The following is a 17,351-nucleotide window of genomic DNA, read 5'->3' on the forward strand; positions in this document are numbered from 1 at the left end:
CGCCGTTTTTTATTTGCGGAGCAGGGGACGGACCCCGGACGGGGTCCGTCCCCGGTACCCCGGTCCGCCACCGAACACAGTCCGCCAACCGTGTTCGGTGGCGGACTGGGTGTTCGGGGACAGACCCCATCCGGGGGCTCGGCGCCCCCGTCCGTCCCCTCTGCTCTCAGCGGCGCGGCGTAGTGTTGGTGTTGCCCGTGCCGGTGGTGCCCGTCATGCCGGAGGCATCCGTTGCGCCGGTCGAGCCCGTGGCGCCGGAGGTGCCGGAAGCGCCCGAGGTGGGCGGCGTGGTGCCCGTGGCCGGAGGCGGCGCCGTATCCTGCTGGGGCGGCGTGGTTCCGGTGGCTGTGCCGCCCGTGGCGCCCGACTCGCTGTTGCCCGCGCCGGTGGCCGTGCCGGTTCCCGTGGTGGTGCTCGGCGTGGTGGCCGTGCCCGTGCCGCCCGTATCGGGCGTGGTGCCCGCGCCGCTGGTCGAGCCCGGCGTTGTGGTGGCGGGCGAGCCGGTGTCCGTGGCGCGGTCCTTGCAGCCCGCCAGGCCGGCGGCGAGCACGCCCGCCAGCAGCAGGGCAGTGGTTGTCGATAGTGCTCTCATGGTCGATCCTTTCAAGGTTTGACAGGGTGGGAATACATTGGACTGCATCGGGCCTTCACAGTTTCCATGCCGCGCAAAGAAGATCCTGTGGCGGGACCTCAGGCGGGTGCGAGGGTGCGCAGCAGGGCCGGCACCTCGGCGGAGATTTCGCGCGCCAGGTAGCCCAGCACGCCGAAGCGGATGGAAAGCTGTTCGCCGGCGGAAGCGTGCAGGGCCACGCCCCAGGCCGCGGCCTGTTCGAGCGAGGCGCCGCGCGCCGCCAGTCCGGCAATGATCCCGGCCAGGGCGTCGCCCGAGCCGGAGATGGCCAGGCCGACATTGCCGCCCTGGTGCTGCCACAATGTGCCGCCAGGGGCGGCGATGACGGTGGTGGCGCCCTTCAGCGCAACCACCGCATTCCATTGCGCCGCCGCGCGCCGGGCGGCGTCCTGCGGCGCATCTGCAATCTCCTCCTTTTTCCAGCCCCCCAGGTGGGCCAGCTCGCCCGCATGGGGCGTGAGCAGCACCGGTTCCGCAAAACGGAAATGCGCCCGGTCCTCCGTTTCCTCCAGCAGGTGGGGCTCGCGGGGCCGCACGGCCGCCATGGCGCCGGCATCGAGGATAAGGCGGGTGCCCGCAAAGCGCGGCAGCAGGGCATGGACCAGCTCGGCCGTGGCTGCCTCGTCCTGCATGCCGGGGCCGACCAGCACGGCGTCCGCCTTGCCATGCAGCTCGCCCAGCTTGCGCGCGGCATCCAGGGTGAAGCCGCCGCCCGCCGTTTCGGCCAGGCCGATCACGCGCGACTCGGGTATGGCCAGCGCCACCAGGGGCGCCACGCTGGCGGCGGTGGCAATGGTGAGCTTGCCCGCCCCGGCGCGCAGCGCTGCCGTGGCGGCCAGGATGACGGCGCCCGGCATTTCGCGCGCGCCGCCCACCACGAGGATATGGCCGCGCACCTCCTTGTCGCCATCGAAGGAAGGCTGGGGCAGGGGCCACTCGCGCAGGGTGGCGGCAGTGATCTCGCGGAGTTGCGCCATGAAGCCGCCTCAGGACTTGGGTGCGGCCGGAATATCCGGCTTGGCGGTGACGGGCGTGCCGGTTTCGGTCAGCGGCGCCACGAAGTTCTCCAGGTGCAGCACCAGCTTGCCGCGCTTGCCCGCCTGGGGATCGAAGAGATAGGAGGTCACGCCGCAGTTGGGCACGTCGCCCGCGCGGTCGATGGCGAGAATGGCCTCCTCATCCATGCGCTCGAGCAGGTAGCGCATGCAGCTGACGATGACCTGGTGGGCCACGATCAGCACGCGTTCGCTGCGGTATTCGCGGGTGATGGTGTCGAGCACGCTGCGCAGGCGCAGGATCACGTCGCACCAGCTTTCGCCGCCGGGCGGGCGGAAGTAGAACTTGCCCACGTGGCGGCGCTGGGCATACAGCTCGGGGTATTTGTCGGCAATGCCCAGGGGCGTGAGCCGGTCCACGATGCCGAACTCCTTCTCGCGCAGGCGCTCGTCGGCCACGCTGCTCAGCAGGTCTTCCTTGCCCAGGGCTTCGACGATGGCCATGGCCGTGCCGCGTGCGCGCAGATAGGGGGAATACAGCACCACATTGGGCCGCTCGGCTTCAGGCAGGGCGGCGAACCACTGCGCCAGGGCCTGGGCCTGGCGCGCCCCCAGTTCGGAGAGGGGCACGTCCATGTCGCGCTCGGCGATATCGATCAGAAATTCGGAGGCCGCCTCCGCAGCCTCGCGCGCCACATTGCCCGCGCTTTGTCCATGCCGCACGATCCAGATTTGCTGGGGCCACTTCTGTTCCATTGCGTCAATACCCATCGTGGAGATGGATGCATACTAGACGAATCGGCCAAAGTGCGGCGCAGCAAACGGCGCCCGCCGTTTCAGGCGGCCTCGCTTTCCTCGGGCTCGCTGGTCAGCTCGGCGTCCGCGCCGAAGGCGGCCATGTCGGTCTCGCCCAGCACGCGGCTGGTGAGCGTGCCGGCCGTGATGGAGCCGCTCACGTTCAGGGCCGTGCGGCCCATGTCGATCAGGGGCTCGATGGAGATCAGCAGGCCCGCCAGGGCCACCGGCAGATTGAGGGTGGAGAGCACGATGAGCGCGGCGAAGGTGGCGCCGCCGCCCACGCCCGCCACGCCCACGGAGCCGATGGCGATCACCGCCACCAGCGGCAGCAGGAAGGCCGCCGTGTAGGGATCGATGCCCACGGTGGGCGCGATCATCACCGCCAGCATGGCGGGATAGATGCCCGCGCAGCCGTTCTGGCCGATGGTGGCCCCGAAGGACGCGGCGAAGTTGGCGATGCCTTCGGGCGTGCCGAGGCGGCGGGTCTGGGTCTGTACGCTCATGGGAATGGCGCCCGCGCTGCTGCGCGAGGTGAAGGCGAAGGTGAGCACCGGCAGCAGCTTGCGCGCATAGCGCAGGGGATTGAGGCCTGCGGCGGAAACGATGCCCAGGTGGACGCCGAACATGAGCAGGAGGGCGCAGTAGGAGGCGATGACGAAGCCCAGCAGATTCAGTATGTCCTGGTAGCTCGACGTTGCCACGAGCTGGGTGATGAGGGCGAAGATGCCGTAGGGCGTGAGGCGCAGCACCAGGGTCACGATGCGCATCACGATCGCGTGCGCCACTTTCACGAAATGGTCGAAGGAGGTGAAGAGCTCAGGCTTCTTGTCCGCGATGCCGTGGGCGGCGATGCCGATGAAGATGGCGAAGATGACCACGGCGATGGTGGAAGTCTTGCGCGCGCCCGTCAGGTCGAGGAAAGGATTGGCGGGGATGAAGCCGAGGATCATGCTGGGCAGGGTAATGGCCTGGGCGTCCGGCAGCTTGCCCTCCAGGTAGGCGCCGCGCGCCGCCTCGGCAGCATTCGAGGCCAGGCCCACGGCCGTGAGCCCGAACAGCTTGGCCATCAGCACGCCGATCAGGGCGGCCACCACCGTGGTGGCCATCAGGGTGCCGATGGTGAGCGCGCTGATGCGCCCCAGCGCGCCTGCATTGCGCAGCTTGAGGATGGCCGAAACAATGGAGACGAGGATCAGGGGCATGATGATCATCTGCAGCAGCTTCACATAGCCGCTGCCCACGATGTCCAGGTACTGCCCGGTGAGCTTGATGACCGGATCGCTGGCGCCGTACCAGGCCTGGAGCAGGGCGCCGAACACGATGCCCGCGCCCAGGGCCGTGAAAACGCGCACAGTGAAGCTGGCGTGGCGGCGCTGCTGGACATACAGGGCGGCCAGCAGCAGCGCCGCGATGGCCAGGTTCAGCAGGACGGGAAGGTTCATTGCGGCCTCGTCGGGAAAAGGGATGGGGCGATTCTAGCGGAATTGCCTGCCGTTTAGCTGCTGAAGAGCGCCGTCCAAAGGCGATTGGTGCGAATATTTCCGCATAAGCTTAAACGAGAGGACGCCATGGCAGAGAGAAGACTGACCGTGGGCGCCCGGCTGGCGACGGGATTCGGCATCGTGTTGGCCCTGATGCTGTCGATTGCATTGCTCGGTGTCTACAACCTGAGGCACATTTACGGCATTCTGGACGACATCGTGCACGACAACGTGGTGCGGCTGATGCATCTGCAGGAGATGTCCGACGCCGTGCACATCGCGGCCAGCGCAAGCCAGACGATCGTGATGGTGAACGATGTGGCCGCCATCCAGCGCGAGCAGGACAGGCTCAGGGCCGCGCGCGCCGACTACGACCGCGCCGCCGCCGCCCTGTACGCCATGCCGCCGGCCGAAGGCGGCGAGGCCTTGCGCCAGCGCATCGAGGCCGCGAAGCAGAGCGCGCGTGCCCTGAACGACCAGGTCGTTCGGCTGGCGCTGGAAAACCGCGACGAAGAGGCGACCCAGCTGCTGCTCACCCAGGCCGGGCCAGCCGTCCAGCGCTGGCAGAACGAGATGGATGCCGACCTTGAGCACCAGAAAAAGCACAATGAAGGCGATGTGGAGCTGGCCGCTTCCGCCTACCGCACGGCGCGCGCGCTGCTGCTGGGCCTGAGCGTGCTGGCCTTTGCCGCGGGCCTGGTCGCCGCTCGCCTGATCCGCCTGCGCCTGACCGAGCAGCTGGGCGGCGAGCCGGACACGGCGGCGGAGATTGCAGGCCGCATCGCCGCGGGCGACCTCACGGTGGCCGTGCCCGCGCGCGACGGCGACCATGCCAGCATGATGGCAGCCATGAAGACCATGCGCGACAGCCTGGCGCGCGTGGTGGGCGAGGTGCGGCGCAGCAGCGACATCATCACCACCGCTTCCGGCCAGATCGCCTCGGGCAACCGCGACCTCTCCGCGCGCACCGAGCAGCAGGCCGGAGCGCTGGAGGAAACGGCGTCCTCGATGGAGGAGCTGACAGGCACGGTGCGCGAGAACAGCGAACATGCGCGCGCGGCCAACGAACAGGCGGCGGCCGCCTCGCAGGTGGCGCGGCAGGGCGGCACCGTGGTGGGACAGGTGGTGGAGACCATGGGCGCCATCAGCGCTTCCTCGCGCAAGATCGCGGACATTATCGGCGTGATCGACGGCATCGCCTTCCAGACCAACATCCTCGCCCTGAATGCGGCGGTGGAGGCGGCGCGTGCGGGCGAGCAGGGGCGCGGTTTTGCCGTGGTGGCGGCGGAAGTGCGCAACCTGGCGCAGCGCTCGGCAACGGCGGCGCGCGAGATCAAGGACCTGATCGGCACGTCGGTGGAACAGGTGGAGCAGGGCAGCAAGCTGGTGGCGCAGGCGGGGCAGACCATGGACGATGTGGTGCAGGCCGTGCTCAAGGTGTCCGGCATCATGCAGGGCATTGCCGAAGCGGGCGCGGACCAGACCACCGGCATCGAGCAGGTCAACAAGGCGGTGGTGGAGATAGACAGCGTGACCCAGCAGAACGCGGCCCTGGTGGAAGAGGCTGCGGCGGCGGCCGAGTCGCTGCGCCGGGAAGCGGTGCAGCTGGCGGACATGGTGGGCGTGTTCAAGGTGGAAGGGCTGCCGGCCGCGCCGGTGCAGCCGGTGCAGGCGCCGCCGCCCGCGCCGCAGGCCCAGCCTGCCGCGCCACGCCTGCCCGACCGGCGGGCGCCCCGGCTGAAAGCGAAGGCGCCGGCCGAGCCGCCGGGCCGCAAACCCGTGCCGCCCGGCGGCGACGAATGGGAGGAATTCTAGGCCATGCGCTTTCTCCTCACCCTGTTCGGCGCAGGCTATATCGCGGTCTCGGTGTTCTTCTTCATCTGCGGCGTGTCGCTGATGATGATGGCGGGCTGGGAACTCTGGCTGGCCCTCTACCCCTTTGCCGAGGATGCGGCCCAGCCGCGCTTCGTGAAAGTGCTGGAGTGCATCGGCCTGCTGACCATCAGCGTGGCGGCCTTCGAGCTGGGACAGACGGTGCTGGAGGAAGAGGTGCAGCGCTCGGCCAGCATCTCCACGCCGACGCGGGTGCGGCGTTTTCTTTCGCGCTTCCTGATCGTGGTGATCGTGTCGCTGTCGATCGAATGCCTGGTGTCGGCGTTCCAGTCGCTGCACGGCAGGCCGGAACTGCTGCCGCATGCGGGAGTGATCGGCCTGTGCGCCGCATTGCTGCTGGTGGCCTGGGGCGTATTCGTGCGCCTGAACATCCGCGCCGAACACCTGGAGCCCCAGGCCATGCAGGAAGCGCAGGCCGAGGATACGAAGGTCGAGACCTGATTACTTCTTCGACTGGGCGACCAGGGCGTCCAGCACCTGCATGGTGGCCTGCCCCGCATTGGCATTGGTGACGCCGGGATTGCTCTTGCCGATCAGCTCAGGGCTGGTGAGGAAGCGGCCGTCCACGATCAGGGTCGGGGTGCTGTTGACCTGGTAGGCCGCGGCCACCTTGCCCAGGTTCTTGAGGCGGGTCATCACGCCGAAGGAGTTGTAGACAGCGGTGTACTGCTCCTTGTTCACGCCGTTCTTCGCGGCCCAGTCGATATTGTCCTCGTCGCTGCGCAGCTGGCGGCGCTGCACGTGCCAGGTGTTGAGGATCTTGGCATGCAGGCTGTCCTCCAGCTTCATGGCCTCCAGGGTCAGGAACATGTGCGCCTCCGGATCGTTCGGGCCCGTGAGCGGCAGGTGGATGCGGCGGAACGTCACCTTGTCCGCGTTCTTCTGCGCCCACTCCAGCAGGGTTGGCTCCAGCATGTAGCAGGCAGGGCAGTGATACATGAAGAACTCGATGACCTCCACTTTCCCGGCGGCAGCCTGGGTCTTCTGGGGCGTCTTCAGGGTGGTGTACTCGGCGCCGTCGCGGGGCGCGGTGGGTGAAGCGAAGGCCGGGGCGGCCATCAGGCTGGCGGCGGCCAGCAGGGCGAGAACAAAGCGCATGAGGTTCCTTATCGCATATGAAGGGTAATCCTCCGCTATGGTGACACGCAATCCGGACCCCGGCAATAGCGGCCTCGTCAGGCGACGGCCAGGCGCACGGCTCCCAGCAGCAAGGCGATGAAGAGGGCGCAGCCGAGCACGCCGCCCGCGATCACGTAGAAAGGATTGAGGGCGCCCACATCCTCATCGAAATCGCGGCGGCGGCGCAAGCCGATGAAGGACCAGGCGACGGCGTTCAGGGTCTGGGCGAAACTGCGTTGTTTGGCTGGCATGGCGGCTCCTTGAGTGTGCGCCCATTGTCGCGCGCCCCGCCCGCGCAGAACAGATGCAGAACCGCCCCCAATCGACCGTATCAGCAAAGCCCAGTCCGTGTCCAACTCTGGTGCCAGGGAAGAAAAGTGGACACGAACTTGGCCGTAGGGGCTTTAGCGCTGGGCTCGTGTCCAAAAATCTTCCCTGGCACCAGAGTTGGACACGGGCTCGGCTGTTCAGAAGCCGGGAGGGCGGTGGGCGGCGACGGCGGCGGCGCGCTCCAGGGCCATGCCGGCGCGGCCGAGCGTGCCTTCGTCGAAGAGGCGGCCGATCAGCGTGACGCCGTGCGGCACGCGGCGCGGCGGGTCGAACTTCGGCAGGGGACGCGCGGGATGCGGCGCCCAGTCGCTGCGCGCTTCGCTCACGTCCACGAAGCCGGTGCGCAGGGTGAGGGAAGGATGGCCGGTGTGGTTGGAGATGGTGAGCATTTCGTCGCGCAGGGAGGGAACGAGCATCAGGTCCACTTGCCCGAACAGGCGCGCCATCTCGCCCGCCACCTTGCGCCGCATGCGGTCGGCCTGCACGAAGTCCACCGCCGACAGGAAGCGCGCTTCGCGGAAGAGGTTGGGCCAGGCGTCCGGCGTCTGTTCGCGCAGCGTGGCCAGGCGGCCGTCCAGGGTGATCTCTTCGAAGGCGGCGGCCGCTTCCGCGAACAGGATGGTGTTCAGGCTCTGCCAGGGCCAGTCCGGCAGCGAGAGCGGAACGGCTTGCATGCCCAGCTTCTGCGCCATGGCCAGCGCCTGGCGGTCGATCGCGGTGGCGGGCGCTTCCTCCATCCATTGGGGGAAGTAGCCGAGCTTGAGGCCGCGCACGGGGGCGGCGGCATCGAAATCGAGCTTGGCGGGAACGCTGGCGATGTCGCCCGCGTCCGGCCCGGAGATGGCGCGCAGCACCAGCATGGCGTCTTCCACGCTGCGCGTCATGGGGCCGAGCTTGTCGAGCGACCAGCACAGGGTCATGGCGCCTGTGCGCGGCACGCGGCCGTAGGTGGGGCGCAGTCCGGCCACGCCGCAGCGCATGCTGGGGCTGACGATGCTGCCGCCCGTTTCGCTGCCGATGGAGAAGGCGACCAGGGCCGCCGCCGTGGCGGCGCCCGGGCCCGCGCTGGAGCCGGAGGCGCCTTCTTCGGGCAGCCAGGGATTCATGGTCTGGCCGCCGAACCAGATGTCGTTGAGGGCGAGGGCGCCCAGGCTGAGCTTGGCGACCAGCACGGCGCCCGCCGCATTCAGGCGCGCCACCACGGCCGCATCGCTGAGCGGCACGCGCTCGCGGAAAGGCTCGGCGCCCCAGGTGGTGGGGATGCCAGCCGTATCCAGCAGGTCCTTCACCCCATAGGGAATGCCGTGCAGGGGACCGCGGTAGCGTCCGGCGGCAATCTCCCGGTCCGCCTGGCGCGCCTGCCTGAGCGCGAGCTCGGGCGTGGCGGTGATGACGCTGCGCAGTTTCGGGTCCAGGCGGCGGATGCGCTCGAGGTAGATCCCCGTCAGCCGCTCCGAGCTCAGCTGGCGGCTTTCGATCCAGCGCGAGAGCTTGCTCACGGGGGCGTAGGCAATGTCCGCATCGTCGGCGGGCAGGGGACCGGGCGCGGCCGCGCTGCGCAGGAAGCGCGCGCGGGCCGGACCAGCCTGCTGGCCCGGCAGCACAGGGTTCCATTGCGAGGCGGGCGCGGCATTGTCTTCCAGGGCCAGCTTGCGCGGTCCGCTGCGGCGCTCCATCACCCCCGCCATCGAGGTGGGCCAGCTGGCGGCGGCCATGGCCCGCTCCGCCGGGCTCAGGGTCACCTGCATGAGCTTTTCCGCCTCCGCGAAGGTGGCTTGCGTCAGCGCCGGTCCCACGGCGGGCATGGCGCCGAAGGTGGGCGGTGCGCCGGCCGGGGCAGCAGGCGGCGGGGTTTGGGCGCCGGCGGGCAGGGCGGTGGCGGCCAGCAGGCCGAGCGGGGCGTCGATGAGGAATTGGCGGCGGTTGCGCATGGGGTCTCGCTGGGAAGTCGGGGCGCAGCCATGATAGCGAAACTGCAAGGATGGGGCGCGAATGTTGCAGATTCTCCACAGTTATTTCGAAGAGGTAAGTTGACTGTGAGTTTCTGTTAGAATTTCTTTCAGTTAATCATCTGCCAGAGAGCGCCTTGCCCCGCGCCCATGGCTCACCCGGCCCCAGCCCAGCCGGCGGGCGGCTCCGCTGCCCTACCTGACGGCCCCATGCCGCCTGGGGGAGACCATGTTCAACATCAACACCGCTAGCGTCAAATTCCGCATGACTGCCGTGCTCGGCATGCTCGTGCTGCTGGCTGCCGGCCTCGTGGCCCTGGTATCGCTGACGCTGGCCGAGCGCCATATGCGCAAGGTCCTGGGCGACGAACAGATGGCGCTGCTGTCCAGCGCCGCCGCCTATATCGACCAGAACCTCAATGCCCAGCGCAGCCTGCTGGCCGTGCTGGCCGAACGCTTCCCCGCCGAAGCCATGCACGATGCGCGCCAGGTGCAGGGCGTGCTGGAAGACCACTTCACCCTGCGCGACGAGTTCTTCAATGTCTCCGCCGTGAACCGGCATGGCGATCTGGTGGCCAACCTGAACGACCGCCGCGCCATTGGCATCAGCAACTTCTCCGACCGCGCCTACTTCCGCGATACGGTGGCCGCGCGCGAAGGCGTGATCTCGGCGCCATTCCGCAGCCAGCTCTCGGGCAAGCAGGTTGTGCTCATTACCCAGCCCGTGTTCGACGCGGGAGGCCAGCTGCAATATATCCTGCTGGGCAGCATCGACTTGGAACGCCCGCGCTTCTTCGGCCAGATCGAAGCCATGCGGCCCAGCGTCAACGGCTTCATCTTCATGCTGACGACGGACGGCGTCATCATCCACCACCCGCACAAGAACCGCATCCTGGGCAAGGTGACGGAGGAGCCGGGCGGCGCCATGCCCGCCACGCTGAAAGCGCTGCAAGGCTGGGAAGGCTGGGTCGAAGGCGAGACCAAGGCGGGCGTGCCCGCGCTCATGGCCTACAAGCGCATCCGCAGCACCAACTGGATCGTGGGCGCGGCCTATCCGCTGGAGGACGCCTTCGCGCCCATGCTGGCCATGCGCCGCAACGCGCTGCTGGGTTCGGTGATGGTGGCCGTGCTGGCAGGCGCGGTGGGCCTGCTGGCCATCCGCTGGCTCTTGCGTCCGCTCGGCGTGCTGCGCCGCCAGGTCGCCTGCATGGCCGAAGGGCAGGGCGAGGCCAATATCCGCGTCTTCGACACGGGCCGGCGCGACGAGTTCGGTGAACTCAGCCGTGCCTTCTATGCCCTGAGCCGCCAGCGCGAGCTGGCCGAAGCCAGCCTGCGCGCGCTGGCCCGCACCGATACCCTCACCGGCATCAGCAACCGCCGCATGTTCGAAGAACTGTTCAGCGCAGCCCTGGCGCGCCAGGCCCGCACCGGCGCCGCGCTCGGCCTGGCCTACCTCGACATCGACCACTTCAAGCGCATCAACGACACCCATGGCCATGGCGTGGGCGACGAAGTGCTGATCGAGTTCGCGCGCCGCCTGAAAGGGGCGGTGCGGGCCAGCGACACGGTGGCGCGGCTTGCAGGCGACGAATTCGTCATCATCTTCGACCATCTCAGCAGCGAAGCCGAGCCCGCCGCCCTGGGCGCCAAGATACTGGCCGCGATGGAGGCGCCCATTGCCGCGGGCGGCCTGCGGCTGACGGTGACGGCCAGCGTCGGCATCGCCCTGCACAGCGGGGGCGCGGCGGCCATGGAAGACGTCATCCGCACGGCCGACGAAGCCCTCTACAGCGCCAAGGCCCAGGGCCGCCGCCGCTGCGCGGTCAAGCGCGTCACCCCCAAGATCCGCAACATTGCCTAGGCGCACACGTTTCCTAATTGGGGACAGACCCCTTTAAGAAAGTTTCTTAAAGGGGTCTGTCCCCAATTAGGAAACTCGTAGGGCGTGGGCGGGGAAGGGCGGGGTGCGGCACAATAGGCGCATGAGCTCTCCATCCCATGAGCAGGACGACGACCTGCTGATCGCCGAACTGGGCCTGGCGGCCCGCAATATCGAACTGGTCAAGCTGGAAGGCCGCGTCTTCCTGCGCTTTCATGGCGTGGCCGACAGCGCCGGCCTGCGCGTGCCCTATGCCCTCGTCCCCGAGCAGGGCGTGCTGGCCAAGCCTTCGAAGTGGCGCAAGCTCGATGCCGAAGGGCGCAGCGCGCTGCTGCGCGAACGGGCCAGCCCCGCTGCCGAAGCCACCCTGCGCGCGAGCGTCGAATCCTTTATCGCCGAACTGGCGCAGGAGTGCGAGGACGCGGGCCTTGATCCCATGAGCTTCCTGCATGCGCTGGACGAGGTGCAGACTTCGGAACCGGCCAGTATCGTCTTCGAGCGCCTGCGACAGCGCCTGCTGCACGCCGTGGAGCGCGAACGCGAGGAGCAGCATGCGGAGCGCACGCGCCAGAGCATCAACCTCGCTGAGTATCCGGCCTCGTTCGAAACTGCGCGCCGCATGCCGCGCCGCTTTATCGCGCTGCTGGGTCCCACCAATTCGGGTAAGACGCACAAGGCAATGGAGGCCCTGGCCAAAGCTGCCAGTGGCGTTTATCTTGCGCCTCTGCGCCTGCTGGCGCTGGAGAACTACGAGCGCCTGCAGGCCGCCGAGCCGCATGGCAAGCCGCTTGCGGTGAGCCTCATCACCGGCGAGGAACGCCGCATTGCTCCGGATGCGACCCACGTGGCCAGCACGGTGGAGATGCTCGATTCGCGCACGCCCGTGGAGGTGGCGGTGATCGACGAGATCCAGATGCTGGCCGACCGTGAACGCGGCGCCGCCTGGACGGCCGCCGTGTGCGGGGCCCCCGCGCGCACGGTGTATCTGGTGGGGGCGCCGGAGGCGCGCCGCGCCATCGAGGCGCTGGCCGAGCGGCTTGAGTGTCCGCTGGAGGTGCATGTGCTGAAGCGCAAAGGACCGCTTGTGGTCGAGCCCACGTCCGTGCGCAAGCTGAAGAACGTGCGCAAGGGCGATGCGCTGATCGCGTTTTCGCGCCGCGATGTGCTGATGTGGCGCGACCTGGTCACGGAGATGGGCCTCTCCGTCGCCACGGTCTACGGCAATCTCTCGCCCGAGGTGCGCCGCGCCCAGGCCCAGCGTTTCCGCGAGGGCAGGGCAGATGTGGTGGTAGGCACGGATGCCATTGCCATGGGCCTCAACCTGCCCATCGCCCGCATTGTGCTGACCAGCACAGTGAAATTCAACGGCGTGGAAGAGGAGGAGATTCCTTCTGCGCTGGCGCGCCAGATCGCGGGCCGCGCGGGGCGCTATGGCCTGCACGAAGAAGGACTGGTGGCGGGCTATGACGACGAGACCCACGGTGTGCTGCGCGCCCTGCTGAAGGAGAAGCCCACGCCGCTCAATGCCAGCGGCTTTGCCGTCGCGCCCACGCTGGAGCACCTGCACCGCATTGCATCGGTGACGGGCGAGACGTCGCTGGCCAAGCTGCTCAAGCGCTTCATCCACAATATCGATGTACCGGACGGCTTCTTCTACCCGCGCATCACCGAGGACCAGGCCGAGCGCGCGGAATGGCTGGATACGCTGCCGCTTTCCGTGGCGGACAAGTTCACCCTGTCGCTGGTGCCCGTATCGACGAAGATCGCGTCGCTGCAAAGCGCGTGGGAGCACTGGGCCGTTTCGCTGTCTCGCCATCGCATCACGCATCTGCATCCCGAGGACTCCCCGCTGCATTACCTCTCGCTACAGGAGGTGGAGGACCTGTGCCGTCTCTACTCGGCCTATGCATGGCTGGGGTACCGCCTGCCGGAATACTTCCCCGATATCGAACTGGCGCAGCAGCTTTCGCGCGAGGCCTCCGAGCGCGTGGACACCATCCTGCAAGACCAGAACGCCGCCGCGCGCCAGCGCCATCACAGGAAATTCCGCTGATGCCCGAGGGGTGGCATGCCGACATATATTTTTTTGGCATGTCATTTTTCAAAGAAAGAATGCATACCACTTCCGATGCCGGACTAAGATCTCCGTCATGCAGCCAAGGTCCTTGCGACTGCATCCATAACAGAATAACGGAGATTAAATGGGAATGCATAACACTCGTATGCGCAAGACCGTATTGGCTGCGCTGATTGCCGAAATGCTGGTGTCGGCCGGCGCCTTCGCTCAAACCACCAACGCGCCTGACGGCACCGATCCGGCCAACAGGGTTGTCGTCAGCGGCATCCGCGCATCGCTCACCTCGTCCCTCACGACCAAGCGCATGCAGGACGGCGTGGTGGACGCAGTGTCGGCCGAAGATGCCGGCAAGTTCCCGGACACGAACATCGCCGAATCCCTGCAGCGCGTGACCGGCGTGCAGATCCAGCGCAACAACGGCGAAGGCCGCTATATCTCCGTTCGCGGCCTGGGCCCCGAATTCAACAACGTGCTGGTGAACGGCCGCACCATGACCAGCGACACCGGCGGCCGCGATTTCTCCTTCGACCTGCTGTCTTCGGACCTGATCTCGAAGGCCCTGGTCTACAAGACCTCGCAGCCCTTCCTGCCGGAAGGCGGTATCGGTTCGACGGTCGACATCCAGACCGCGCGCCCTCTTTCGGGCAAGACCGGCCACAGTTCGGTGGTCAACGTTTCGGCCGCCCGCGACTCGAACTCGAAGAAGACCACGCCTAACGCCAGCGGCATGTACACCTATGCCAACGAGGCGCGCGACTTCGGGGTGGCAGGCTCGATTTCCTATACCGACCGCGCTTCCAAGCAGAACAAGGCAGTGACCGACGCGTGGAACCTGCGCGACGTTTCCGTCATCAACGGCGATCTCAATTCGAAGAACCTGACGATGGCCGACGTGACGACCAAGAAGCTGCTGATGCCGCAGAGCTTCGGCTTCCAGCAGGAAGACGAGAGCCGCAAGCGCCTGGTCGGTAACCTGACGGTGCAGTACAACCCTTCGTCGACCTGGAAGCTCACGGCCGACGCGCTGTACTCCCGCCTCGACCAGCGCAACGCCGTCATCGCCATCAGCGACTGGAACAACCCGGTGCAGCTGGGCGTGAAGGCCGATTCGAATAACCAGGTGACCAGCTTCCTGCGTCCCGGCTCGACCTTCTACGCAAACAACCCGGCCATCGTCGGCGAAGGCAAGGCGCTCACCGACGCCAACTCGAACGACATGATCGTGAAGGGCGGCGACCGGCTGTCCGAGACCAAGGCATTCGGCCTGAATTCGAAGTGGGCCCTGGCGCCGGAGTGGAAGCTGGAAGGCGACGTATCGAGCTCGCGCACCACCACCAAGACTCCCGACATGTGGGTGGTTGCGGGCATGGTGCCGAAGAACGGCGATACCCTGAGCTTCGGCAGCATTCCGAGCCTGACCTTTGGCGACGGCATTGCCGACCCGTCCGCGGTGTTCGCCCACGCCGTGTCGAACAACGATGTGCGCTTTCACGACAAGCTACACGAAGGCCGCCTGAATCTCTCCTGGAGCCACGATATCGGCAACTTCAAGGGCCTGGATTCCGGCCTCGCGTATTCGCAGCGCGAAGTGGGCCGCACCAGCTGGAGTTCCGATTCCTGGAACGCCTACAGCGGCTACCACGTATCCCTGCCTTCGAGCCTGTTCACCGTGACACCGATGGATCAGTTCCTCGGCAGCGGCGTGAAAATGCCGAGCGCCTACCTGCGCTTCGACCCGAACGAGTACATGAGCTACCTGAACCAGCCGTCGACGATCGCGAAGTCGAACGACCCGGCCCTGTATTCGGACAAGACCAAGTTCCCGAACGGCCCGATGGCGATCGACTACACCAAGCCTTCCATCTGGGCGGTGAAGGAAAAAGTGTCGAGCCTCTTCGTGGATTCGAAGTGGGAAGGCGAGGGCTGGTCCGCCAATGCTGGCCTGCGCTATGTGCACGTGAACTCTTCCTCCACCGGTATCAGCCGCGTGCTGCTGTCGGCCGTGAAGAGCCCGAACGACACGACCTACATCCTGAACTGGGGGCCGTCGAGCCTGACCACGGTGGAGAACAGCTACAACAGCCTGCTGCCATCGGCTAACCTGAAGATCGACCTGCGCTCCGACATGCTGCTGCGCTTCGGCGCCTCCAAGACCGAGACCCGTCCTACGCTGAACCAGATGGGCGTGGACAACTGGTACGGCGGCCGCTTCGGCGACGTGCAGACCGGCGGCGGCAACCCTTACCTGAAGCCGATGCAGTCGAAGAACTTCGACTTGTCCTGGGAATGGTATCTGTCGAAGACGAACTACGTGAGCACCGCCGTCTTCCAGAAGAACGTGTCGGACTTCCTGGAGAAGAAGCTGGTGGACATCAAGATCCCCCAGTACACCGAAACGGTTCACGATACCCGCGTTCGTAACGGCCAGAAGGGCAAGATCAAGGGTGTCGAGCTGGCAGGCCAGTATGCCTTCGATACGGCAGTGCCCTGGCTGCAGGGCTTCGGCGTGGCCGCCAATTACACCTATGTGGACGCCACGGCGAGCCGCGAAGGCGGCGCGCCGGAATGCGGCTACCCCGGCCTGTCCCCGCAGTCGTACAACGGCTCCGTGTTCTACGAGAACGGCAAGTTCCAGGCCCGCGTGAGCTACAACTGGCGCAATCACTTCTCCGTGGACTGCGGCGGCGGCAGCACCTTGCCACGCAACCGCGCAGCGTACGGCCAGACCGACGCCAGCCTGCGCTACAATCTGACTCCGTCGATTGCGTTGTATGCGGATGGCATCAACCTGAGCAACTCCAGGATGCGTGAATATGCCAATAATGAAGGCCAGTTCCTGACCCTGGAAGATGTCGGCCGCCGCGTCAACGTCGGCCTGCGTGTAGCCTTCTAAGCATAAACTTTTGCCTTGAAAGGGACGCCAGCCGCGAGGCTGGCGTTTTTGCGTATACATGAATTCATCCAATCGCCTTGAACTTGTCGACGCCGTGCGCGGCTTTGCCCTTGTCTCGATCATGCTGCTGCATAACATCGAGCACTTCGATCTTTACCATGTGCCGCAAGGGCTTCCGGCCTGGCTGGCCACTCTCGACAAATGGATCTGGGATGCGGCCTTCTTCCTCTTCGGAGGCAAGTCCTACGCCATCTTCGCGCTGCTGTTCGGCGTGACCTTCCAGCTGCAGTTCCAGCGCCGCGCGCAGATGGGCGATGATTTCCGGCCGCGCTTCGTGTGGCGCATGGCGCTGCTGCTCGGATTCGGCATCGTGAACTCGCTGTTCTACCACGGCGATATCCTGAGCATCTACGCTGTCCTGGCGCTTGCGCTGCTGCCGGTGGCCCGCCTGCGCGATGGCGCCGTGCTGGCGATCGCCTGCCTTCTTCTGCTGCAGCCCGCCGCCTGGCTGGATCTGGCGGCAGCGCTTCCGGACACCCATCTCAAACTGGCGGATCCCGAGTCCTGGGCCTACTTCGGCCGGGCCAACGAGTACCTCGCCAAGGGCACAATGCCGGATGTCTGGCAGGGCAATCTGGCGAACGGCAAGCCGGGCGTGGTGCTGTGGAGCTGGGAGAACGGCCGCATCTTCCAGATTCCGGCGCTGTTCATGCTGGGCATGCTGGCTGCGCGGCGCGGGCTGTTCGCGCTGACGGAGGCGAACCGCAACTGGTGGAAGCGCGTGCTGCTGGTGGCCTGCGTGTTCTTCGTACCGATGTTCGCACTGAAGACGAAGCTCGGGAGCATGGGCTTCGGCGATGCGGTTCTGCGTCCGCTGGAGGTGATGGTCACCTCATGGTCCAACTTCGCGTTCATGCTGGTGCTGGTGGCCGGCCTTGCGCTGGCATATCAGACGCGGGCGGGAGAGCGCATGCTGAAGTTGTTCGCGCCGCTGGGCCGAATGAGCCTGACCAGCTATCTCACGCAAAGCGTGATCGGCACGGCGCTGTACTACGGCTGGGGCCTGGGCTTGTATGCGGCGACCGGCGCCACTGGTTGCCTGCTGATCGGCATTGCGCTCGCCGTACTGCAAGGCGCCTTCAGCGCATGGTGGCTGCGCAGCCACGCCCAGGGCCCGCTCGAATCGCTGTGGCACCGCCTTACCTGGCTGAAGCAGCCGGCGCCCAGCCCTGCACGTGGATAGCGAAACGCTAGTCGAGAACAGTGAGCGCCAGCCGTGAGGCTGGCGTTTTTGTTGGTTGCTCCC

Annotated in this window: 13 protein-coding genes; 6 read left to right on the forward strand and 7 right to left on the reverse strand. The window is 66.8% G+C overall.

Annotated features, from left to right (window positions below; all coding sequences use genetic code 11):
• Window positions 1–166 precede the first annotated feature (166 nt).
• The 4 genes from LSQ66_RS04640 to LSQ66_RS04655 all read right to left on the reverse strand — a co-directional run bounded on the left by LSQ66_RS04640 (window position 167) and on the right by LSQ66_RS04655 (window position 3,866).
• Window positions 167–592 carry a hypothetical protein gene (locus LSQ66_RS04640; protein WP_231768635.1) on the reverse strand — a complete coding sequence of 142 codons (426 nt, stop codon included), beginning with the start codon at window positions 590–592 and terminating at the stop codon, window positions 167–169.
• 98 nt (window positions 593–690) lie between these two features.
• The gene (locus LSQ66_RS04645) at window positions 691–1,608 is read right to left on the reverse strand and encodes an NAD(P)H-hydrate dehydratase (RefSeq protein WP_231768636.1); all 918 of its coding nucleotides are present in this window, start codon (window positions 1,606–1,608) and stop codon (window positions 691–693) included.
• 9 nt (window positions 1,609–1,617) lie between these two features.
• Window positions 1,618–2,382: a histidine phosphatase family protein gene (locus tag LSQ66_RS04650; RefSeq protein ID WP_231768637.1), complete on the reverse strand. Its 765-nt coding sequence runs from the start codon at window positions 2,380–2,382 to the stop codon at window positions 1,618–1,620.
• 80 nt (window positions 2,383–2,462) lie between these two features.
• On the reverse strand, window positions 2,463–3,866 hold the full coding sequence (locus LSQ66_RS04655; RefSeq protein ID WP_231768638.1) for an L-cystine transporter: 1,404 nt from the start codon (window positions 3,864–3,866) through the stop codon (window positions 2,463–2,465).
• Between the two features lie 126 nt (window positions 3,867–3,992).
• On the opposite strand from LSQ66_RS04655, the gene LSQ66_RS24675 reads away from it, so the two are divergent.
• Both LSQ66_RS24675 and LSQ66_RS04670 read left to right on the forward strand, forming a co-directional pair.
• The gene (locus LSQ66_RS24675; protein WP_269449144.1) at window positions 3,993–5,720 is read left to right on the forward strand and encodes a methyl-accepting chemotaxis protein; all 1,728 of its coding nucleotides are present in this window, start codon (window positions 3,993–3,995) and stop codon (window positions 5,718–5,720) included.
• Between the two features lie 3 nt (window positions 5,721–5,723).
• The gene (locus LSQ66_RS04670) at window positions 5,724–6,239 is read left to right on the forward strand and encodes a hypothetical protein (protein WP_231768639.1); all 516 of its coding nucleotides are present in this window, start codon (window positions 5,724–5,726) and stop codon (window positions 6,237–6,239) included.
• On the opposite strand, the gene LSQ66_RS04675 is transcribed toward LSQ66_RS04670, so the two are convergent.
• The 3 genes from LSQ66_RS04675 to LSQ66_RS04685 all read right to left on the reverse strand — a co-directional run bounded on the left by LSQ66_RS04675 (window position 6,240) and on the right by LSQ66_RS04685 (window position 9,178).
• Window positions 6,240–6,896: a thiol:disulfide interchange protein DsbA/DsbL gene (locus LSQ66_RS04675; RefSeq protein WP_231768640.1), complete on the reverse strand. Its 657-nt coding sequence runs from the start codon at window positions 6,894–6,896 to the stop codon at window positions 6,240–6,242.
• Window positions 6,897–6,973: 77 nt separating this feature from the next.
• Window positions 6,974–7,168, reverse strand: coding sequence for a DUF2970 domain-containing protein (locus LSQ66_RS04680; protein WP_231768641.1), 195 nt, complete (start codon window positions 7,166–7,168; stop codon window positions 6,974–6,976).
• Between the two features lie 216 nt (window positions 7,169–7,384).
• The gene (locus LSQ66_RS04685; RefSeq protein ID WP_231768642.1) at window positions 7,385–9,178 is read right to left on the reverse strand and encodes an amidase; all 1,794 of its coding nucleotides are present in this window, start codon (window positions 9,176–9,178) and stop codon (window positions 7,385–7,387) included.
• A gap of 247 nt (window positions 9,179–9,425) precedes the next feature.
• On the opposite strand from LSQ66_RS04685, the gene LSQ66_RS04690 reads away from it, so the two are divergent.
• From LSQ66_RS04690 to LSQ66_RS04705, 4 genes are all read left to right on the forward strand, one after another.
• Window positions 9,426–11,057 (forward strand): GGDEF domain-containing protein, encoded by a 1,632-nt coding sequence (locus LSQ66_RS04690; protein ID WP_231768643.1) that lies wholly within the window; start codon window positions 9,426–9,428, stop codon window positions 11,055–11,057.
• 121 nt (window positions 11,058–11,178) lie between these two features.
• Complete coding sequence (locus LSQ66_RS04695) at window positions 11,179–13,128, forward strand: helicase-related protein (protein WP_231768644.1); 1,950 nt, start codon at window positions 11,179–11,181, stop codon at window positions 13,126–13,128.
• Between the two features lie 154 nt (window positions 13,129–13,282).
• On the forward strand, window positions 13,283–16,045 hold the full coding sequence (locus LSQ66_RS04700; protein ID WP_231768645.1) for a TonB-dependent receptor: 2,763 nt from the start codon (window positions 13,283–13,285) through the stop codon (window positions 16,043–16,045).
• Window positions 16,046–16,103: 58 nt separating this feature from the next.
• Window positions 16,104–17,288, forward strand: a complete 1,185-nt coding sequence (locus LSQ66_RS04705) for a DUF418 domain-containing protein (RefSeq protein ID WP_231768646.1) — start codon at window positions 16,104–16,106, stop codon at window positions 17,286–17,288.
• Window positions 17,289–17,351: the final 63 nt, after the last annotated feature.

Source organism: Massilia endophytica (assembly GCF_021165955.1).
GTDB classification, from domain to species: domain Bacteria; phylum Pseudomonadota; class Gammaproteobacteria; order Burkholderiales; family Burkholderiaceae_D; genus Rugamonas; species Rugamonas endophytica.